We start from the raw sequence: 17,956 nt of genomic DNA on the forward strand, positions 1-17,956 counted from the left end.
GGCGGCCGTATGAGAGCTCAGCAGCGCGCGTGGCGGTGGTTCCTGCTGGGCGGCGTACCGGTCGTGGTGGCCGGTGCGGTGCTCGGCCCCGCCGCGCAGGAGGCCGGGTACGCCGCCTTCGGTGCCGCGGCCGGTGCCGCCGTCATCGTCGGGATGCGGGCCCACCGGCCCGCCCGGAAGCTGCCGTGGGTGCTCCTGGCGGCCGGGATGGCGTGCGGTGCCGTCAGCAACCTCGCCTGGTCGGTCGCCCTCCTGCTGGGCCGCACGCCCACCGGCCTCACCGTCGTCGACGCGGTGTACTACGGCATGTACCTGCTGGTCGCCGGGGCGCTGGCGGTGCTGGCCGCGCGGGGAAGGGGCTCCGCGCTCGTCGGCATGGCCGAGGCCGGGATCGTCGCCTGCACCGCCGCCGTCCTCGCCTGGGTGTTCCTCATCGACCCGTTCGTCGACGCGCGCGACGACTGGGCCACGGGCGGCGGCGCGCTCGCGTACCCGGTGCTCGATCTGATCCTGCTGACCATGGCCGTACGCCTCGCCGTGACCGCGGGCTCGCTCACCCGGACCCACGCGCTGCTCCTGTTCTCCGTCGCCGCGCTGGTGGTCGCGGACGTCGGCTACTTCCTGTGGGTGGCGTCCGGCGGCCCGTGGTCCGGCTCCGGCGGCAGCGCCGCCGGCTGGATGGTGTTCTACCTGCTCGTCGGCGCGGCCGCGCTGCACCCCTCGATGGCCGTCGGAGCGGGCGCCGCCGCGATCGGGCGGTACTGGCGCTCGCCGCGGCGGATGACCACCTTCTACGCGGTCCTGGTGCTGGTCGGGCCGGTGGCCACCGCGTACGCGTTCTGGCGTGACCTGGACCGCGGCCGGTTCGACACCCTCGACATCGCCCTGCCGCTGACCGCCGCCGCGGCCACCGCGGTGCTGCTCGTCATCCGCCTGTCGCACACGAGCACGCTGGTGAACCGGCGGGCCGCCGACCTGCAGGCCGCGCTCGACGACCAGGCGGCGATGCAGCAGCGGATGACCCACCTCGCGCTGCACGACGCCCTGACCGGCCTGCCGAACCGGCTGCACCTGGAGCGGCTGATCGAGGAGGCGGTGCACGCCGGGCGCGACGGCTGCCTGCTGATGGTGGACCTCGACGGCTTCCAGCACGTCAACGACAGCTTCGGCCACCCGACCGGGGACGCGCTGCTCGACGAGGTCGCCCGGCGCCTGCACGCCGAGGTGGGCAACGCGGGCACGCTGGCCCGCCTGGGCGGCGACGAGTTCGCGCTGCTGCTGCTCGAACGCGACGCCCTGGTCGCCGAGGGGCACGCGCAGTCGCTGCTGCGGGCCATGCGCCGGCCGGTCGAGGTGCTCGGCCACCGGCTGCACGTCACCGCCAGCGTCGGCCTGCGGCACCTCGCCTCCGCCGCCGGCAGCGCCGAGGTGCTCAGCGACGCGGACCTCGCCCTGTACGCGGCGAAGGCAGCGGGCAAGGACCGGGTGGTCGCGTACGACGTCACGCTGCGCGAGAATCAGCTGCGCCGGATCGCCGTGGTGGACCGGCTGCGCACGGCCATCGGCACCGACGCCATCGTGGTCCACTACCAGCCGATCGTGTCGCTGGAGACGGGCGGCTTCATCGCGGTGGAGGCGCTGGTCCGGTGGGTCCCGCCCGGCGAGGCCCCGATCGGCCCGGACGACTTCATCCCGGCCGCCGAGGACAGCGGCCTGATCGTGCCGCTGGGGGAGCAGGTGCTGCGCCGGGCCTGCCACGACGCCGCGGTCTGGTACCGCCGCTACGGCACCACGCTGACCGTCAACGTGTCGCCGCGCCAGCTCTCCGAGGCCGACTTCGCCGCCCGGGTCATGCGGGCGCTGCACGACGCGGGCCTGCCCGCCGCCGCGCTCATCCTCGAGATCACCGAGGGGGTGCTGGTGGGCGCGGGCGCGCAGGCGGACCAGACCATCGCGCACCTGAGCGAGCTGCGGCGGTTCGGCGTCAAGGTTGCCGTCGACGATTTCGGCACCGGCTACTCGTCGCTGGCGTACCTGCGCGACCTCCCCATCGACATCCTGAAGATCGACCGCTCGTTCATGCCGGACGCCGCCACCGGCGACCCGGCCCAGCAGGTGGCCCTGGTCCGCACGATCGTCGACCTGGCACACACGCTGCGGCTCACCGCGGTCGCCGAGGGCGTCGAGACGGACGAGCAGACGACGGTCCTGCGCACCCTCGGCTGCGACAAGGGCCAGGGCTTCCACTACGGCCGGCCGGCGCCCGCCGACCGCACCGCCGAGGTCCTCGCCGGCGTCGTCACCCCCGCCGTCCCGCCCTCCCGTTAGCGGTTGGCTGACAGATTCTGTAATCTGTCAGTTCACACCGGCTCGGGAGCGGAGAACTGCGATGCGTGCGATCGGATTGACCGAGTACGGCGACCCCGGCGTCCTGAGGCTCGTCGACGTGCCGGCCGAGGATCTGGGCGACGGGCAGGTGCGCGTACGGGTGCGGGCAGCCGCCGTCAACCCGACCGACACCGGCCTGCGGGCCGGCCTGCGCGCCGCCGGCGACCGGCCGGCCGGGGGCGTCGACGTCCCCGGGATGGACATCGCCGGCGTGGTGACCGGGCTCGGTGCCGGCGCGGGAGCCGGGCTGGCCGTCGGCGACCACGTCATGGGCATCGTCGTGCCGGACGGCCCGCACGGCGGATATCGCGAGGACATCGTGCTGCCCGCGGCCTCCGTGACCCGGGTGCCGGCCGGCATGGACGACGTCGCCGCGGCGACGCTGCCGATGAACGGGCTGACCGCGACGCTCACCCTGGACACGCTCGGGCTCACGGCGGGGCAGGTGCTGGCGGTCACCGGCGCGGCCGGCGCGTACGGCGGCTACGTCGTGCAGCTGGCCAGGGCCGCCGGGCTCACCGTGATCGCCGACGCCGCCCCGGCCGACGAGGCGCTGGTGCGCGGGCTGGGCGCCGACGTCGTGGTGGCGCGCGGCGCCGACGTCGCGGCCCGCTTCCTGGAGCACTTCCCCGGCGGCGTGGACGGGCTCGCCGACGGGGCGCTGCTGAACGAGGCGGTGCTGCCCGCCGTACGGGACGGCGGCGCGGTCGCCACCCTGCGCGGCTACCCGGGCGACGGCCGCCGGGACGTGCGCGTCACGCCGGTGATGGTGCGGTCGTACGCGCAGGAGCGCGCCAAGCTCGACGGCCTGCGGGACCTCGCCGAGCGCGGGGTCGTCACCCCGCGCGTGGCGGACACCTACCCCGCCGAGCGGGCGGCCGACGCGCACCGCCGCCTCGAAGCGGGCGGCACCCGCGGCCGCCTGGTGCTGGTCTTCGACTGACGGCCTGTCACCGGCCGGCGCAGCGGTCAGCGGCCGATGCCCTTGGCCGCCGCCTCCCGCTCGCAGGCGGGCTTCAGCTCGAGGCCCTTGCTCGCCGAGCCGTCGTCGAAGGAGTAACTGCCGTCCGAGGGGTTCTCCACCATCTTGACCCCCTTGGCGCGCAGGCAGGTCGCGACCGCGCGGGCGAAGTCGGCGGCGTGCGGGTTGTCCGGGTCCTCCTCCCAGGCCGGCAGCGGCATCTTGGACCGGCACGCGACCTTCGCCTTCTCCAGCACCCCGGGGGCGAGCTTGGTCATGGACCTGAAGTCGCCCCAGCCCAGGAACCGCGGCTCGGGCACGCCGTTCGCCTTGACGCAGCTGATCAACGCCGCGTCCAGCGCCTCCCTCTCCTCGTCGGTGATGTCGAGGCGCAGCCGTGGCCGTCCGGCGTCGGCGTCGGCCGGGGCGGAGGCCACCGGACCGGCGCTCGCGAGGGTGGCCACCTGCGCCTCGGAGGTGGACTCCTCCCCGGTGCACGCGGCGGGTCCGAGCAGGGGCAGGGCCAGGAGTGCGATCAGCTTCTTCTTCACGGCGACCAGCGTGACCGGGCACTGTGAAGATCCCGTGCGAACGCTATGCGGGTTCCTTCGCCGCCGGCAGCCGCAGCGTGAACGTGCTGCCGGCACCGGGCGTACTGACCGCGGACACCGTGCCGCCGTGCGCCTCCGCGAGTTTCCGGACGACGGCGAGGCCCAGGCCGGTGCCGCCGGTGCGCCGGTTGCGTGACTTGTCGGCCCGCCAGAACCGGTCGAACACGTGCGGCAGGTCCGCCGCGGCGATGCCGGGCCCGGTGTCGGCCACGTCGATGACGACGACCGATTCCACCCGCCGGGCGCGTACCGTGATGGACCCGTCCGGCGGGGTGTACCGCTCGGCGTTGGCCACCAGGTTCCCGACCGCCTGGCGGATCCGGATCGGGTCCGCCACCAGGAGCAGCCGCGGCGGCGCCTGCACCGTCACCCGCCCGCTGCCGGTCGCCGCCACGTGCCGCAGCAGGTCGGCCAGGTTGAGCTCCACCGGTTCCAGCCGCAGCTCTCCCGCGTCGGCCAGGGCGAGGTCCCGCAGGTCGTCGACGAGGCGGTGGAGCAGCGCGGTCTCCGCCAGCAGCGACGACACCAGTTCCGGGTCGAGGTCGGCGACGCCGTCGTGCGCCGCGATCAGCCAGCCCCGGATCGTGTTCAGCGGGTTCCGGAGCTCGTGCGAGATGTCGCTGGTCAGCTCCCTGCGCTGCCGCTCGGTGCCGGCGACGTGCTCGGCCATCTCGTTGAACGCCGCGGTGAGCTCGGCGATCTCCCAGCCGGCGGTGGTCCCGGCCCGCGCCGAGCGGTCGCCGGCCCGCATGCGCCGGGCCGCCACGGTCAGCGCGTGCACCGGGCGGATCACCCGGTCGGCGAGCAGCAGGGCGACGCCGACGGTGAGCACGGCGACGATCCCGGCGGCGCCGGCGATGCGCAGCGCACCGGCCGACGACAGGCCGACCTCCGTTCCGGTGCGGTCGCCGGCGGGGACGATGCTGAGGAACGCGGTCGGCGCCACGTACGACCGCAGCATCTGCCGCCGCGCGTCGACCAGGCACTGCCGGGCCTTCGGATCCTGGGCGGCGCCGGTGGTGACCTGACCGGTGCCGTCCAGGCTCAGCCGCGCCGCCCCGCGCGGATCGATGCACTTGCGCGCCAGCAGGGCCAGCTGCCGCAGCGCGGCCCGCTCGGTCGCGGTCGGGGTGACCGTGGGGGAGTCGCTGAACCCGACGTACCCGTCGCCCTCGGCGAGGAGCCCGGTGCAGGCGCGCGGGGCACGGGCCTCCGGGATGCGCAGGTACGGCCGCCCGCTGGTCACCTCGGCGACGTCCACGGCGACCCGGTGCCGGCGCAGGCAGGCCGCCGCCCGCTCGGCCAGCACGGTGAGGTCGCCGTGCTCCGGCGGGGTGAGCTGGAACGGCCCGACCACCAGCGGGTTGATGCCGTCGCGGAAACGGACCGCTGCCAGCGTACGGTCGATGGTCAGCGGATCCACCGCCACCGACGGGTACGCGGTGCCGGCGCTCCCGGGCGCGCCGGACGGGCCCACGACCGGCCGGCCGTCGGCGGTGGTCAGCGCGATCCGCAGCCCGTCGTGGGCGAGGTCGGCGCTCAGCCCGGCGATCAGCGGGCCGGCCGACGTCCAGTCCGGATGGGTCGCGGCGTAGTCGATCAGCGCCTGGTACACGTACGGGTAGTGGCCGCGCACGGACTCCTGCTGCCGGTTGATCGACGTCGTGGTGCCGTACACCGCCAGCCAGGCGGTGGCCGCGACCGCCGCCGTCGCCACCAGGACGGTCCCGGCGACCAGCCGGGCCCGCAGCCCGTACCTACGCGCCATCGTGCATCTTGTAGCCGACGCCGTAGACCGTGCGCAGCAGGGCCGGGTCGCGCGGATCCGCCTCGATCTTGCGCCGCAGGTTCTTCACGTGCGCGTCGACCGTGCGCTCGGTGACGAAGCTGTCCCTGCCGTGCGCCCGTTCGAGCAGCTGGGCGCGGCTGAACACCCGGCCCGGGCTGGACATCAGCGCCTCCAGGATGCGGAACTCGGCCGGCGTGCACTCGATCCGCCGCTCGTCCCGCCGTACCTCGTGGCGGATCCGGTCCAGCGCCAGCGGTCCGGCCCGCAGCGGCAGCGCGACCGCGTCCCCGGCCGGGCGGGCCCGCCGCAGCAGGGAACGCACCCGGGCCATCATCTCCCGCGGGTCGTACGGCTTGGTGAGGTAGTCGTCCGCCCCCAGGTCGAACCCGGCGAGCTTGTCGTCGCCGGTGGACCGCGCGGTCACCATCAGCACCGGCAGGTCGTAGTCGCGCCGCAGGGCACGCAGCACGTCCAGCCCGTCCAGCCGGGGCATCATCACGTCCAGGATCAGCAGGTCCGGCCGGCGGCTGCGCACCTGGTCGACGGCGGCCCGCCCGTCGGACACGACGAGCACCGTGTGGTCCTCGCGCCGCAGGTAACGCCGCACGAGTTCGGCCTGTTTGTCGTCGTCCTCCGCGACCAGCACGTACGCGCACACTGCCCGGCCTCCTCGATCGTCCGGCCCCGCAGTCTGGCACCCGCCCGCACTTACCTCGATGCTCGGGAGTGCGAAGCGGGCTGACCGCGTTCCGCGGGAACCGGCCGCCACTCGCGCCTGATCAGCCCGTAGACCCAGGAGTCGGAGACCTCGCCGTTCACGACGCAGTCCTCCCGCAGCGTGCCTTCCCGCACGAACCCGAGCTTCTCCAGCACGCGGGCGGATCCCGCGTTGCGCGTGTCGGTCGCCGCCTGGACCCGATTCAGGTCCAGCGTGTCGAAGGCCCACCCCAGCAGGGCGTACGCGGCCTCCGTCGCGTAGCCGTGGCCCCACGCCGCCTCGTTGAAGCAGTAGCCCAGCGACGCGCTACGGTTCGGCGGATCCCACCGGTTCAGGCTGCACCAGCCGAGGAACGCCCCGTCCGAGACCCGCTCCACGGCCGGCCGCGCCCCGGTGCCCCGCTCCGCCATCTGCCGGCAGACCGTCAGGAAACGCTGAGCCCGCCCGCGTTCGCTCCACGGTGGCGTGTCCCAGTAGCGCAGCACGGAGGCGTTGCTGTGCATGGCGAAGAGGTCGTCCGCGTCCGCGTCGTCGAAGGGACGCAGCCGAAGGCGATCGCTGTGCAGCGTGGGGGTGGGCAGCGACATGCGCGTCAGGCTATCTCCCGTGATCGATGGCCGATCAATCACGGTGACCGTCGGATCCGGTCAGGCGGTGGTCTCCGCGTCGGGTTCCCCGGCCAGCGTCTCGTGCAGGTTCGTCACCTCGAGCACCATGCGGACCATCGGCCCCGGGTCGCGCAGCCGCAGGCTGATGCCGTTGGCGGTCGCCGCGCGCTGGGCGGCGACCAGCATGCCGAGCCCGGAGGAGTCGAGGAACGTCACCGCGCTCATGTCGATGTCCAGGCGGGCGCAGTCGCGGCGGTCCACCACCTGCTGCAGGACCTGCCGCAGGACGGCGGCGTTGTCCGCGTCCACGTCGCCCTCGGGCGCGACGACGATCGTGTCGCCCTCCCGCTCGATGGTGCAGTCGAATGGCATGAGTCGGTTTCCTCCCCGGTCGCGGCGCCCTCCGTACCCTTCCCGGCGGCGCGCGAAACATCGTGGGCACCGGGCCCGGCCGCCGTCACTGTTCGGAGCACTCGCCGCCGGGCGTGCTGAGTTGCTCGTGCAGGGCCTTCATCAGCTCCACGCCGGTGAACGGCTTCTCCAGCAGGTGCACGTCGGCGGCCAGCGTGCCGTGCGTGGTGAGGACCGGCTGGGCGTACCCGGACATGAACACCACCCGGATGCCCGGCCGGGCCGCGGTCACCGCCTCCGCGAGGTCCTTGCCCAGCATGCCCGGCATGATCACGTCGGTGAGCAGCACGTCGATCGGCCCGTCGTGGCCGGCGCACAGGTCGAGGGCCTCCCGGCCGCCGGCCGCCGACAGCACGGTGTAGCCGCCGCGGCGCAGGATCCGCCCGGTGACCTCGCGCAGCGCCGTCTCGTCCTCGACCACCAGGACGGTGGCGCCGTGCCCGTGGAGGTCCGCCGTCGCCTCGGCGGGGCGCTTCTGCGGCACCGCGGCGTCGGTGACCGGCAGCAGGACGGTGATGGTCGTGCCGAAACCGGTCTCGGAGTAGATGTGCACGGTGCCGCCGGCCTGGGTGACGATGCCGTACACGGTGGCCAGGCCCAGCCCGGTGCCCTGCCCGCTGGGCTTGGTCGTGAAGAACGGGTCGAAGGCCTGCTCGATGACCTCGCGCGGCATGCCCGTGCCGGTGTCGGACACCCGGAGCCGCACGTAGCAGCCGGGGCTCAGCCCGCTGCGTGCCGCCGGGTGGGTGTCGTCGACGGTGACCGTCGCGGTGTCGATGGTGATGTGGCCGCCCGAGGGCATCGCGTCGCGCGCGTTGACGGCCAGGTTCACCAGCACCTGTTCGAGCTGCCCGGGGTCCGCCATGACCGGCGGCAGCGGCGCCGTGACCGTGGTGAGGCCGATGTGCTCGCCGATCGAGCGCTTGAGCATCTGCTCCACCTCGGTGACCACCGTGCTGACGTCCAGCGGGCGGGGCCGGATCACCTCGCGGCGGGCGAAGGCGAGCAGCTGGTGGGTCAGGTCGCTGCCGCGGCGGGCGGCGCGGGCGATCTGCTCGGCGTCGTGGGCCAGCGGGGTGCCGGTCGCGTCCTCGACGATGAACGACGCGTAGTTGAGGATCACGGCGAGCAGGTTGTTGAAGTCGTGCGCGATCCCCCCGGCGAGCTGGCCCAGGCTCTCGAGGCGCTGGGTGCGCTGCAGCCGTGCCTCGATCCGCTGCCGCTCGGCCTCCTCCCGCAGCGCCGCCTGCTCGGCCTCGGCGGCGAGCCGGGCGGTGATGTCGCGGACCGTGGCGACCACGATGACGCCCTCGCCGGTGTCGAGGCCGCTGCACGAGATCTCGACCGGCAGCTCCTCGCCGTCGCGGCGGCGGGCCGTCCGCGTCACCCACCGCGGCGCCTCCCCGGGCTGTTCGCCGATCCGCTCGCTGTCGAGCGCGGTGCCCGCCCCGGCCCGCAGCATGGCCCCGGCCGGCGGGAGCCCGTCGGGCAGCAGGCGGTGCACGGCCAGCTGGGTCAGGTCGTGGCGGGGATATCCGAACAGGCGTTCCGCCTCGGCGTTGACGAGCACCACGTTCCCCGCGTCGTCGACGCCGAGCAGGGCGTCCGGCGCGGCGTCGAGCACCGCCTGCACCCGCGCCTCCGCGTGCTCGCGCTCGCTGATGTCGCGGGCGGTGCTGGTCATGCCGACGATGGTGCCGCGCGGGTCGCGCAGCGGGGAGACCAGCACGGACACGGTGATGGGGGAGCCGTCGGCGTGCAACCGTACGGTGCGGTAGCGGTCCATCCGCCCGCCGATGCGGACCAGGGTGAGGATCTCGGCCTCGTCGGTGCGGCGTTCCGCCGGGATGATCCGGTCGACCGGGCCGCCGATCATCTTGTCGGCGGGGTAGCCGTACAGCAGCTCGGCCCCGGGATTCCAGGTCAGCACGGTGCCGTCGAGATCGGTGGTGACGATGGCGTCGTGCGACGACTGCACGATCGACGCCAGCAGGCCGCGGGCCTCCCCGGCCTCGCGCTGGGCGGTGTCGTCGCGGATGATCGCGATCACGTACATCCCGTCCTCGGCGGCGAGGGCGGAGATGGACGCCTCCACCGGGAACGCCTGCCCGTCGCTGCGCAGCGCCCGCAACGGCACGCGGCGCAGCGGTGGCCGCCGGCCGGCCAGGTACGCGGCGCGCTGGTCCGGGTACCGGCCCCGGGCGTCCTCGGGGAACAGCACGTCCACCGACTCGCCGAGCAGGCCGGCGGGCGGGTGACCGAGCATCTCGTGGGCGCGCCGGTTCGCGAGCACGATCGTGCCGTCCGCCCGGGTGACGATCACCGCGTCGGGTGCCTCGTCCACCAGCCGGCCGGTCAGCGATCCGAGCGTCTGCACCATGCCTCGATCCCGGCGGCACCCCCGCAGGACCGCCTCACCCAACGTAGAGTCAGAGGCACCCCCGGTGCTCGCGGTTCGCGGAAACTGTTCGGAGGGCGGCACCCATGGCCGGCGACACCCATCTGCCCACGGAGATCGACCCCGACCGGCCCAGCGCGGCCCGGATCTACGACGCCTTCCTCGGCGGCGACCACAACTTCGCGGCCGACCGTGCGGTCGCGGACCGGGCCGTCGAACTGGTGCCCGACCTGCCCAGGATCGTCCGGGCCAACCGCGCCTTCCTGCGCCGCGCGGTGCGCTTCGCCGCGGACCGGGGCGTGCGGCAGTTCCTCGACCTCGGTTCCGGCATCCCGGCCGAGGGCGCCGTGCACGAGGTGGCGCGGGCGGTCCGCCCGGACGCCCGGATCGCGTACGTCGACCGCGAACCCACCGCGGTGCTGCACGCCCGGGAGGTCGTCGGCGCGGACCCGGGCACCGTCATCGTGCACGGCGACCTGCGGCGTCCCGGGGAGATCCTGGCCGACCCGGGGCTGGCCGCCCTGATCGACCTCTCCGAGCCGGTCTGCCTGCTGATGCTCGCCGTGCTGCACTTCCTGCAGGACGGGCCCGAGCTCACGGCGACGCTGGCGGGCTACCGCGACGCGGCCGTGCCCGGCAGCGTGCTCGCGGTCTCGCACGTCACCGCGGGCACCCGGTCCGGGCAGGTCGACCGGATCAGCGATCTCTACAACCGTACGGGCACGCCGCTGGTGGTCCGCGACGGCGAGCAGCTCGCCGCCCTCCTGCGCGGCTGGGAGCCGGTGGAGCCGGGCGTCGTGTACGCGCCGCAGTGGCGCCCCGAGCCCGCCGACGGCTGGACGGGCGACCCCGGGGACTCCCTCTCCCTGGCGGTCGTCGGCCTGCGTGCCTGAGCCGAGCCGCGCTACGCCGCGTCCTGCCCGGCGGCGCCCCGGGTACGCAGCATCGCCCACCCCACCAGCGCCGCGGCGACGACGGTCAGCGTGAGCCCGGAGACGGTGACCGCCCGCTCGAACTCCGCGCTCTGCCGGGCGCTCCAGTGCGACGTCGCGACGGTGCCGGTGACCAGCGCGGCCAGGATCGTGCCGGTCACCGCGATGCCCGCGCCGGAGGTGACCTCGGTGGCGGTGTCGGCGAGGGCCGCGCCGATCGTGGTGCGGTTCTCGGGCAGGCCGCGCAGCACGGTGACGCCGGCGACGACGCCGACCACGCGCATCCCGGCCGCCACGAGCACGAGGGCGAGGGCGACCCAGACGTACCCGAAGCGGCCCAGGGACCCGTAGACCGCGAGCCCGGCGACGACCGCGGCCGCGCTGAGCCCGGCGGCCCGGCCGAGGCCGGCGCGGCGCACGAGCGGCCCGATGAACGCTCCGCCCGCGACCAGGACGATGACCTGCGGCAGCATCCCGAGGGCGGCGAGGGCCGGCGGCCACCCCCAGTCGAGCTGCAGCTGGAGCGTGACCAGGTAACCGAGGCCCGCGGTCGCCAGCCCGGCCGCCGCCTTGTACGCCAGCCCCGCGGAGACCAGCGGCCGGGCCACCAGCGCCAGGTCGAGCAGCGGGTGACGGGCCGTACGCTCGCGGACGGCGAACAGGGCCGCGCCGGCCAGCGCCGCCGCGGTGGTGGCCCACGGCGCCCACGACCGGGCGCCCTCGCCGACGAAGAGGGCCGGCGCGACCAGGGCGAGCACGATGGCGGCGGTGCCCAGCGCCGCGCCGGGCAGGTCCATCGGGTCGCGGTGCAGCTCCGCCGGCCCGTCCGCGGCGATGCCGAACCGGACGCCGGCCGTCGCGAGCGCCGCGATCGGCACGTTGATCAGCAGCAGGGTCTGCCACGGCGCGACGGCGAGCACGAAGCCGCCCACCGGCGGTCCGACGGCCAGCCCGACCAGGCCGACGGTCGAGATCAGGGTGGTGGCGCGGACGCGCAGGCCGTCGTCGTCGAACAGCCGGAACGCCAGGGCCAGCGAGCCCGGGGTGGTCATCGCCGCGGCGACCCCCATCAGCGCCCGCACCGCGATCAGCTGCTCGGCGGTGGTGACGAACGCGGTCGCCAGGCTCGCGAGGCCCAGCAGCGCCAGGCCGGCGAGCATGACGCGGCGGCGGCCGTACCGGTCGGCGAGGGCGCCGCAGAGCAGCATCAGGCCGCCGAAGACGACCGCGTACGCGCCCGTCACCCATTGCAGAGCGACGGTCGACGCGTGCAGCTCGCGCCCGATCGTGGGCAGCGCGACGTTCAGGATCGAGTTGTCCAGCATCTCGACCAGGAACACCGCGGACAGCCCGGTCAGCGCCACCCACGCGGCTCGCAGCGACCGCGGCCCGTGCTTCTCGTCGTTGTCCACGCCGGCAACGATAGGGCTAACGGTTAGTGTTTCGCAACGGTTAGGGTTTCTCTGCTACGCTGGGGGCGTGACCGAGCCGGGACGACGCGAACGCAAGAAGGCCGCCACCCGCCGGGCCATCGCCGACACGGCCCTGCGGATGTTCCTGGAGCGCGGCTACGACGCCGTGGGCATCCGGGAGATCGCCGCGGCCGCGGACGTGGCGATCACGACGCTGTTCGCGCACTTCCCGTCGAAGGAGGCGCTCGTCTTCGACGAGGACGGCAAGCGCGAGGAGTGGCTCGTCCGGGCGGTCACCGACCGCGAGCCGGGCCGGTCCGTGCCGCAGGCGCTGCGGCACCAGCTCCACGTCACCGTGCGCGACTTCGCCCGGCCGGGCACCGCGCCCTTCTGGGAGCTCGTCGACAGCTCCCCGGCGCTGCGCGAGTACGCGTCGACCATGTGGCTGCGGCACGAGGACGCCCTGGCCGGCGCGATCGCCGCCGACCTCGGCCTCGCGGAGCCGTCCCCGGCCTGCCGGGCCTTCGCCCGCTACGTGCTCGGCGTCTACCCGCTGGCCCGCGAGGCGGAGGACCCGGCGGCCGCGGTCGACGAGATCTTCGACCTGATCACCCCCGGCTGGGAGGCCGTGGTCAGCCGCGCCGCTGCGCCGGAACCCGGGCCGCGTCCTCGTCCGTCTCGCCGATGAGGAAATGCGGGCGCCGCTTCGACTCGCGGTAGATCCGGCCGACGTATTCGCCGATCATGCCGAGCAGGACGGCCTGGAAGCCGCCCATCCCGATGACCGCCACGATGATCGTGGTGTAGCCGGGCACGTCCACCCCGGAGACGACGGCGTGGGCGACGACCCAGAGGGCGTACCCGAGGGCGAAGACGGTCGCGAGCAGGCCGCCGTAGAGGGCCAGCCGCAGGGGTTTGTCGTTGAACGACAGCAGGCCGTCGAACGCGTAGTTGATCAGGCGGCCCGCGGTCCAGCTGCTCCGGCCGGTGCGCCGCCGCTCGTTCGGGTACGGCAGCACGACGGTGGAGAAGCCGATCCACGAGAACAGCCCCTTGGCGAACCGGTTGTACTCGGGCAGCGCCAGGATCGCGTCGACGGCCCGGCGGGACAGCAGCCGGAAGTCCCCGGCCCCGTCGTCCAGCCGCACGTCGATCCAGCGGTTGACCGTACGGTAGAAGAGCCGTGCCGTGGTCCGGCGCAGGAACGCCTCGCCGCGCCGGTCCCGGGTGGCCACGACCTGGTCGAAGCCCTGCCGGTGCAGCTGGAGCATCCGGGGCAGCAGCCGCGGCGGATGCTGCAGGTCCGCGTCCAGGATGACCACCGCGTCACCGGTCGCGCGGCGCAGGCCCGCCAGCATCGCCGCCTCCTTGCCGAAGTTGCGGCTGAACGACGTGTAGCGCACCGACGGGTCCTCGGCGGCCAGCTTCCGCAGCACCTCCAGCGTCCCGTCGGTGCTGCCGTCGTCGACGAAGACGAACTCCACCGGCACGCCCGGGACGGCCTCCCGCAGCGCCTCGTGCAGCGGCACGAGGGAGTTCTCCTCGTTGAAGCAGGGCACCACGATCGACAGCGGCGCGGGGTCAGGAGAGCCGGTAGACGAGGGCATCGCCGACCTCCTCCCGGGTGATGCCGAGCCCGTCCGCCGGCCGGTCCGGCACGCCCTCCCACGGCGTCCCGCCCAGCTCGTCCGGGAGCACCACGACCGATCTGATCCCGTACGCCCGCAGCAGCGCGACGCTGGCCGGATCGGGGAACGACTCGGCGCCCCGGCGGATCTCCTCCTGGCCGGCGGGGACGAACGAGGCGAGCCCGTTGACGACCCGCGGGAACCCGTCGGTGCTCCACAGCGCGATGTGCAGCTCACCGAGCCCGTCGCTGGGCAGCACCAGCATCGGCTCCGGCGCGGCCCGCATCGCGGCGGGCGCGTCCGGTACCCGCGGGTGCGGCGTCCGGTTGACGCCCTCGGCCAGCACCAGCACCAGCGGGATCGCGATCAGGGCGCGCCACCGGCCGACCGGCCTGGAGAGCAGCCCGGCGGCGAGCACGGCGAGGAAGAGGCTGATCCAGATCATCAGCCGGCCGGGCGTGCGCAGCGCCTCCCACCCGGGCAGGATCTTCGACAGGGTGAGGTAGCCGGGCTCGCCGTCCGCGCCGAGGTTGCTGCCCAGGCCGAGCGCGGCGCTGGTCAGCAGGCCGGCGCCGAGCAGCACCCGGTGCCGCACCGGGAACACCGACCAGAACAGCCCCAGCACGCCGAGGACCATGAGCGCCGCCCCGGTCATCAGGGCCATCTCCGGGGGCCACGACAGTTTGTCGCGCGCCGCGGTGAAGTGCTCGCCCCACAGCCACGAGTCCGCCGGCGGGACGAAGTAGCCGCGCAACGGCGGCGAGTACATGCGTGTCCACTCCAGGTCCCGCCGGGCCTGCGGGTTCAGCTCCACGACACGCAGGAAGAGCCGGCCCAGCGACGCGCAGGTCAGCGCGAAGATCACCGCGCCGGCCAGGTCCGCGATCAGCAGCCGCCGGTCCGGGCCGCGGCGCCGGCCACGCCAGAGGAACCAGGCGTACGCCGCGCAGCCGGCCAGCAGCACGTAGACCAGCGGCAGGCCGATGCCGAAGCCGAGGCTGATCTGCCAGGCGGCGACGAGCCAGCCGCCGAACGCCCACCACGGGCTGTGCCGGTCGGGCCGGTGGCCGTGGCGCAGGGACCAGCCGTGCCCGCGCGCCAGCATCGCCAGGCACAGCGCGATCCCGCCGGTCGAGAGCACGTTCAGGTGGCCGCTGTGGGCGAGCCGCCAGGGCGCGTACGCCCACGCGACCGCGGCCACCGTGGCCGCCGCCGGACGGGCGCCGAGCTGGCGGACCAGGACGTACGCCCCGAACGCCGCCAGCGCGTGGGCCGCGACGTAGAGCAGGTTGTAGCGCAGGACGGCCGCCTGCGGGCCGTGGCCGAACCATCCGGCCGGCGCGTAGCCGAGCAGGGTGTCGCTGTACGCGAGCGTGTACGGCGCGGGGTAGAACGTGTTCGAGTCGATCCAGTTCAGCGGGTCGGTCAGCAGCGCGTGCCCGGCCCACGCCACCTGCCACGCCTGGAGCGTGGGGTCGCCCAGGTCACCCGGGATCGTCGTCCACGGATGGCGCAGGGTGGGCCAGGTCAGCGCGATCGCCAGCAGTGCCGCCCCGGCTCCCGCGGCGGTCACTTCCAGGCGTACCCGTCTCGGCATGTGCGAACCTCCTCGGTCGGACGCCAAGGACGAGTGGTGATCGCTCCGCTATGGCAGCAGTGATCTAGATCACGATCGGCATAGCCGGGCGGGGCCGCTTCCGTCTTGGGGGACGAGGAGGGCGAGTGGACAGCGCGGCGGAGCAGCATTTCCGGGAGTTCGTGGCGACCCGGACGCCGGCGCTGATGCGCACCGCCTACCTGCTCACCGGCAACCAGCACGACGCGGAGGATCTGCTGCAGGGCGCGCTCACCGGGCTGGCCATGCGGCTGCGGTCGATCGACGTCCTCGACCTGGAGGCGTACGTCCGCCGCGCCATGTACCACCGCCAGGTGGACCGCTGGCGGGTCCGCCTGGGCCGCCGGGAGACGCCGACCGACCCGCGGGCGGTGCAGCTGGACGCCGTGGTCGGGGACAGTAGCGGGCGCATCGCCACCAAGCTCCTGGTCCAGGACGGCCTGCGGCGGCTGACCGCGAAGCAGCGTGCCGTCGTGGTGCTGCGCTACTACGAGGACCTGCCTGAGGCGGAGATCGCCGCGCAGCTCGGCTGGTCGGTCGGCACCGTCCGCAGCACCATCCACCGATCCATGGCCAAACTGAGGTCCCTCGTCCCGGACCTCGCGGCGCTCAGGGAGGAGATGTAATGGACCAGGACATGCTCCGTTCGGTCCTGCGCGACATCTCGGCCGACGCGGTGCCGACCCCGCTCGCGGACCGCGCCCTGCGCGGTGCCTCCCGCCGCCGCCGTACCCGGGCCGCGGCCGGGGTCGCCGTGGCGGCCGTCCTCCTGGCCGTGCTGCCGTTCCTGCTGCCCGCCGGCAACCGGACGCCGCAACATCCGGGCCCGCCCGCGGCCGGCACACCCTCGGCCCCGGCCACGCCCGCGCCGTCCGCCACCCCGGACGTCTCCCGCTCGGCCACCGCCGAGGTCAGCCCGCCGGGCAGCTCGATACCGGTCTCCCCGCCGGCCACCTCCTCCAGCACCCCGCCGCCCGGGTAGCCGGCCCGGCCCTCACGGGTGACGCAGGTGGGTGCCCGCGGCCTCGCGGAAGCCCGCGACGAGCGGGTTGTCGTCGCCGCGTCGGGTGGCGACCACCACGTGGCAGGGCTCGATGCCCTCGACCGCGACGGTGGCGAGGTCGTCCCGGCCGGTCAGGCGGCGGTCGCGGGCCGGGAGCAGGGCCACCGCCCGGCCGTCGGCCACCGCGTCGAGCTTGTCCTCGACCGCGTCCGCGACCAGCGGCGCCACGGGGGCCGGGCGGTGCCGCGTGCCGGGCTCGAGGCGCCAGAAGCCGATCCACGGTGCGGGGGCGCCGGCGCACGCCACCATCGGTTCGGCGGCGAAGTCGCCGGGGGTCACGGTCTCCTTGCCCGCCAGGCGGTGAAAGGCCGGCAGGACCAGCACCCGGGGCTCCTCGTAGAGGACGGTGACGTCGAGGTTGCCGGCGGGCACCGGCAGCGGCGTCCGGGCGACCAGCGCGTCGACCCGGCCGTCGGGCAGCGCGCGGGTGTCCTGCCAGCCGAGGTGGCGGGTGCGGACGTGGGCGTCCGGGTGGCGCCGACGCAGGTCGCGGACCGCCCGGGTGATGACCAGGTCCTCGGCGTAGCCGATGGTGACGGAGCCCGGCGGGGCGGCGTCGCGGGCCGCGCGGACGGCCAGGCCGGCGTGGTGCAGCAGGGTCTGGGCGCGGGGCAGGAAGGCCTCGCCGGCGGCGGTCAGCCTGCTGCCCCGGGTGCCGCCTTCGCCACGGCCCTGGCCGCGCGCGGCTCGGACCTCGTGCTGGTCGCCCGGCGCGCCGGGCGGTTGGCGGCGACGGCGGAGCAGTTGCGCCGGACGTACGGGATCCGGGCCGAGGCCGTCCCCTGCGACCTCGCCGGACCCGACGCCGGCGACGACCTCCGCAAGGCCGTCGCCGATCGGGGCATGACCGTCACGGGCCTGATCAACAACGCCGGGTTCGGCACCTTCGGCCGGTTCGCCGAGGCCGATCCCGGGCGCCTGGCCGCCGAGATCGCCGTCGACGTCGCCGCGCCGGTGCGGCTCACCGCGGCGTTCCTGCCGCGGATGCTGAGCGCCGGCACCGGGTTCGTCATCAACGTCGCCGGCGCCTCGGCCTACTTCCCGTCGCCGAGGATGGCGGTCTACAGCGCCGCGAAGGCGTTCGTGCTGAGCTTCAGCGAGTCGCTGTGGACGGAGCTGCGGGGGACCGGCGTCGCCGCCTTCGCCGTGTGTCCCGGCGCCACCGCCACGGACTTCACGACCGGCATGGGTACGGGCGCGGACGTGCTCGCCGCCGGCGCCGTACGCGAACCCGCGCAGGTCGTCGCCACGGCGCTGGCCCATCTCGAGCGCCGCGATCCCGGTCCGGTCGTCGTCGACGGGTTCTCGAACCGGCTGGGCGTGCTGACGACGAGGCTGGTGAGCCGGCGTGCCGCCGCCGCGATGATGGACCGCATCTCCGGCCCCGGCCGCCGTGCCCGCAACGCCGCGGACGCGTGAGGC

At 74.8% G+C, this 17,956-nt stretch carries 17 protein-coding genes; 7 read left to right on the forward strand and 10 right to left on the reverse strand.

All coding sequences use genetic code 11. The features are described 5' to 3' along the window. The first annotated feature begins 9 nt into the window (after positions 1-9). Positions 10-2,328 carry a putative bifunctional diguanylate cyclase/phosphodiesterase gene (locus CLV70_RS05855; RefSeq protein WP_106125325.1) on the forward strand — a complete coding sequence of 773 codons (2,319 nt, stop codon included), beginning with the start codon at positions 10-12 and terminating at the stop codon, positions 2,326-2,328. A 61-nt stretch (positions 2,329-2,389) separates the two neighbouring features. Beyond that, complete coding sequence (locus tag CLV70_RS05860; protein WP_106125326.1) at positions 2,390-3,331, forward strand: NADP-dependent oxidoreductase; 942 nt, start codon at positions 2,390-2,392, stop codon at positions 3,329-3,331. Positions 3,332-3,357: 26 nt separating this feature from the next. Here CLV70_RS05860 and CLV70_RS05865 read toward each other — a convergent pair whose 3' ends face one another. The 6 genes from CLV70_RS05865 to CLV70_RS05890 all read right to left on the reverse strand — a co-directional run bounded on the left by CLV70_RS05865 (position 3,358) and on the right by CLV70_RS05890 (position 9,866). Next, a complete protein-coding gene (locus CLV70_RS05865; RefSeq protein WP_211303649.1) occupies positions 3,358-3,900 on the reverse strand; it encodes a hypothetical protein in 543 nt (180 codons plus the stop codon). 43 nt (positions 3,901-3,943) lie between these two features. Next, the gene (locus tag CLV70_RS05870; RefSeq protein ID WP_106125327.1) at positions 3,944-5,728 is read right to left on the reverse strand and encodes a sensor histidine kinase; all 1,785 of its coding nucleotides are present in this window, start codon (positions 5,726-5,728) and stop codon (positions 3,944-3,946) included. Next, positions 5,718-6,407, reverse strand: coding sequence for a response regulator transcription factor (locus CLV70_RS05875; protein WP_106125328.1), 690 nt, complete (start codon positions 6,405-6,407; stop codon positions 5,718-5,720). The genes CLV70_RS05870 and CLV70_RS05875 overlap by 11 nt, the downstream gene beginning before the upstream one ends. A 50-nt stretch (positions 6,408-6,457) precedes the next feature. Next, complete coding sequence (locus CLV70_RS05880; protein WP_106125329.1) at positions 6,458-7,054, reverse strand: GNAT family N-acetyltransferase; 597 nt, start codon at positions 7,052-7,054, stop codon at positions 6,458-6,460. 60 nt (positions 7,055-7,114) lie between these two features. Further along, positions 7,115-7,447, reverse strand: a complete 333-nt coding sequence (locus CLV70_RS05885) for an STAS domain-containing protein (RefSeq protein ID WP_106125330.1) — start codon at positions 7,445-7,447, stop codon at positions 7,115-7,117. A gap of 85 nt (positions 7,448-7,532) precedes the next feature. Then, positions 7,533-9,866, reverse strand: a complete 2,334-nt coding sequence (locus CLV70_RS05890) for a hybrid sensor histidine kinase/response regulator (RefSeq protein WP_106125331.1) — start codon at positions 9,864-9,866, stop codon at positions 7,533-7,535. Positions 9,867-9,970: 104 nt separating this feature from the next. On the opposite strand from CLV70_RS05890, the gene CLV70_RS05895 reads away from it, so the two are divergent. Then, positions 9,971-10,777 carry an SAM-dependent methyltransferase gene (locus CLV70_RS05895; protein ID WP_106125332.1) on the forward strand — a complete coding sequence of 269 codons (807 nt, stop codon included), beginning with the start codon at positions 9,971-9,973 and terminating at the stop codon, positions 10,775-10,777. 11 nt (positions 10,778-10,788) lie between these two features. Here the strand turns inward: CLV70_RS05895 and CLV70_RS05900 are convergent, their stop codons facing one another. Beyond that, positions 10,789-12,228: an MFS transporter gene (locus tag CLV70_RS05900; RefSeq protein ID WP_281260428.1), complete on the reverse strand. Its 1,440-nt coding sequence runs from the start codon at positions 12,226-12,228 to the stop codon at positions 10,789-10,791. 67 nt (positions 12,229-12,295) lie between these two features. On the opposite strand from CLV70_RS05900, the gene CLV70_RS05905 reads away from it, so the two are divergent. Next, entirely contained in the window at positions 12,296-12,916 is a 621-nt protein-coding gene (locus CLV70_RS05905; protein WP_106125333.1) for a TetR/AcrR family transcriptional regulator, read from the forward strand. On the opposite strand, the gene CLV70_RS05910 is transcribed toward CLV70_RS05905, so the two are convergent. Both CLV70_RS05910 and CLV70_RS05915 read right to left on the reverse strand, forming a co-directional pair. Further along, positions 12,861-13,835 (reverse strand): glycosyltransferase family 2 protein, encoded by a 975-nt coding sequence (locus CLV70_RS05910; RefSeq protein WP_106125334.1) that lies wholly within the window; start codon positions 13,833-13,835, stop codon positions 12,861-12,863. The genes CLV70_RS05905 and CLV70_RS05910 overlap by 56 nt on opposite strands. Next, positions 13,810-15,453, reverse strand: coding sequence for a hypothetical protein (locus CLV70_RS05915; RefSeq protein ID WP_146163969.1), 1,644 nt, complete (start codon positions 15,451-15,453; stop codon positions 13,810-13,812). Before CLV70_RS05915 ends, CLV70_RS05910 begins: the two co-directional genes overlap by 26 nt. A 125-nt stretch (positions 15,454-15,578) precedes the next feature. Here CLV70_RS05915 and CLV70_RS05920 point away from each other — a divergent pair, with 125 nt between their 5' ends. After that, positions 15,579-16,097: a SigE family RNA polymerase sigma factor gene (locus CLV70_RS05920; protein WP_106125336.1), complete on the forward strand. Its 519-nt coding sequence runs from the start codon at positions 15,579-15,581 to the stop codon at positions 16,095-16,097. Further along, a complete protein-coding gene (locus CLV70_RS39600; RefSeq protein ID WP_158277716.1) occupies positions 16,097-16,453 on the forward strand; it encodes a hypothetical protein in 357 nt (118 codons plus the stop codon). Before CLV70_RS05920 ends, CLV70_RS39600 begins: the two co-directional genes overlap by 1 nt. A gap of 12 nt (positions 16,454-16,465) precedes the next feature. Here CLV70_RS39600 and CLV70_RS40835 read toward each other — a convergent pair whose 3' ends face one another. Next, positions 16,466-17,113 (reverse strand): LysR substrate-binding domain-containing protein, encoded by a 648-nt coding sequence (locus tag CLV70_RS40835; RefSeq protein WP_245908086.1) that lies wholly within the window; start codon positions 17,111-17,113, stop codon positions 16,466-16,468. On the opposite strand from CLV70_RS40835, the gene CLV70_RS40315 reads away from it, so the two are divergent. Further along, the gene (locus CLV70_RS40315) at positions 16,994-17,953 is read left to right on the forward strand and encodes an SDR family NAD(P)-dependent oxidoreductase (RefSeq protein ID WP_245908087.1); all 960 of its coding nucleotides are present in this window, start codon (positions 16,994-16,996) and stop codon (positions 17,951-17,953) included. The genes CLV70_RS40835 and CLV70_RS40315 overlap by 120 nt on opposite strands. The last annotated feature ends 3 nt before the right edge of the window (positions 17,954-17,956 follow it).

It is taken from the genome of Pseudosporangium ferrugineum (assembly GCF_003002065.1).
GTDB classification, from domain to species: Bacteria; Actinomycetota; Actinomycetes; order Mycobacteriales; family Micromonosporaceae; genus Actinoplanes; species Actinoplanes ferrugineus_A.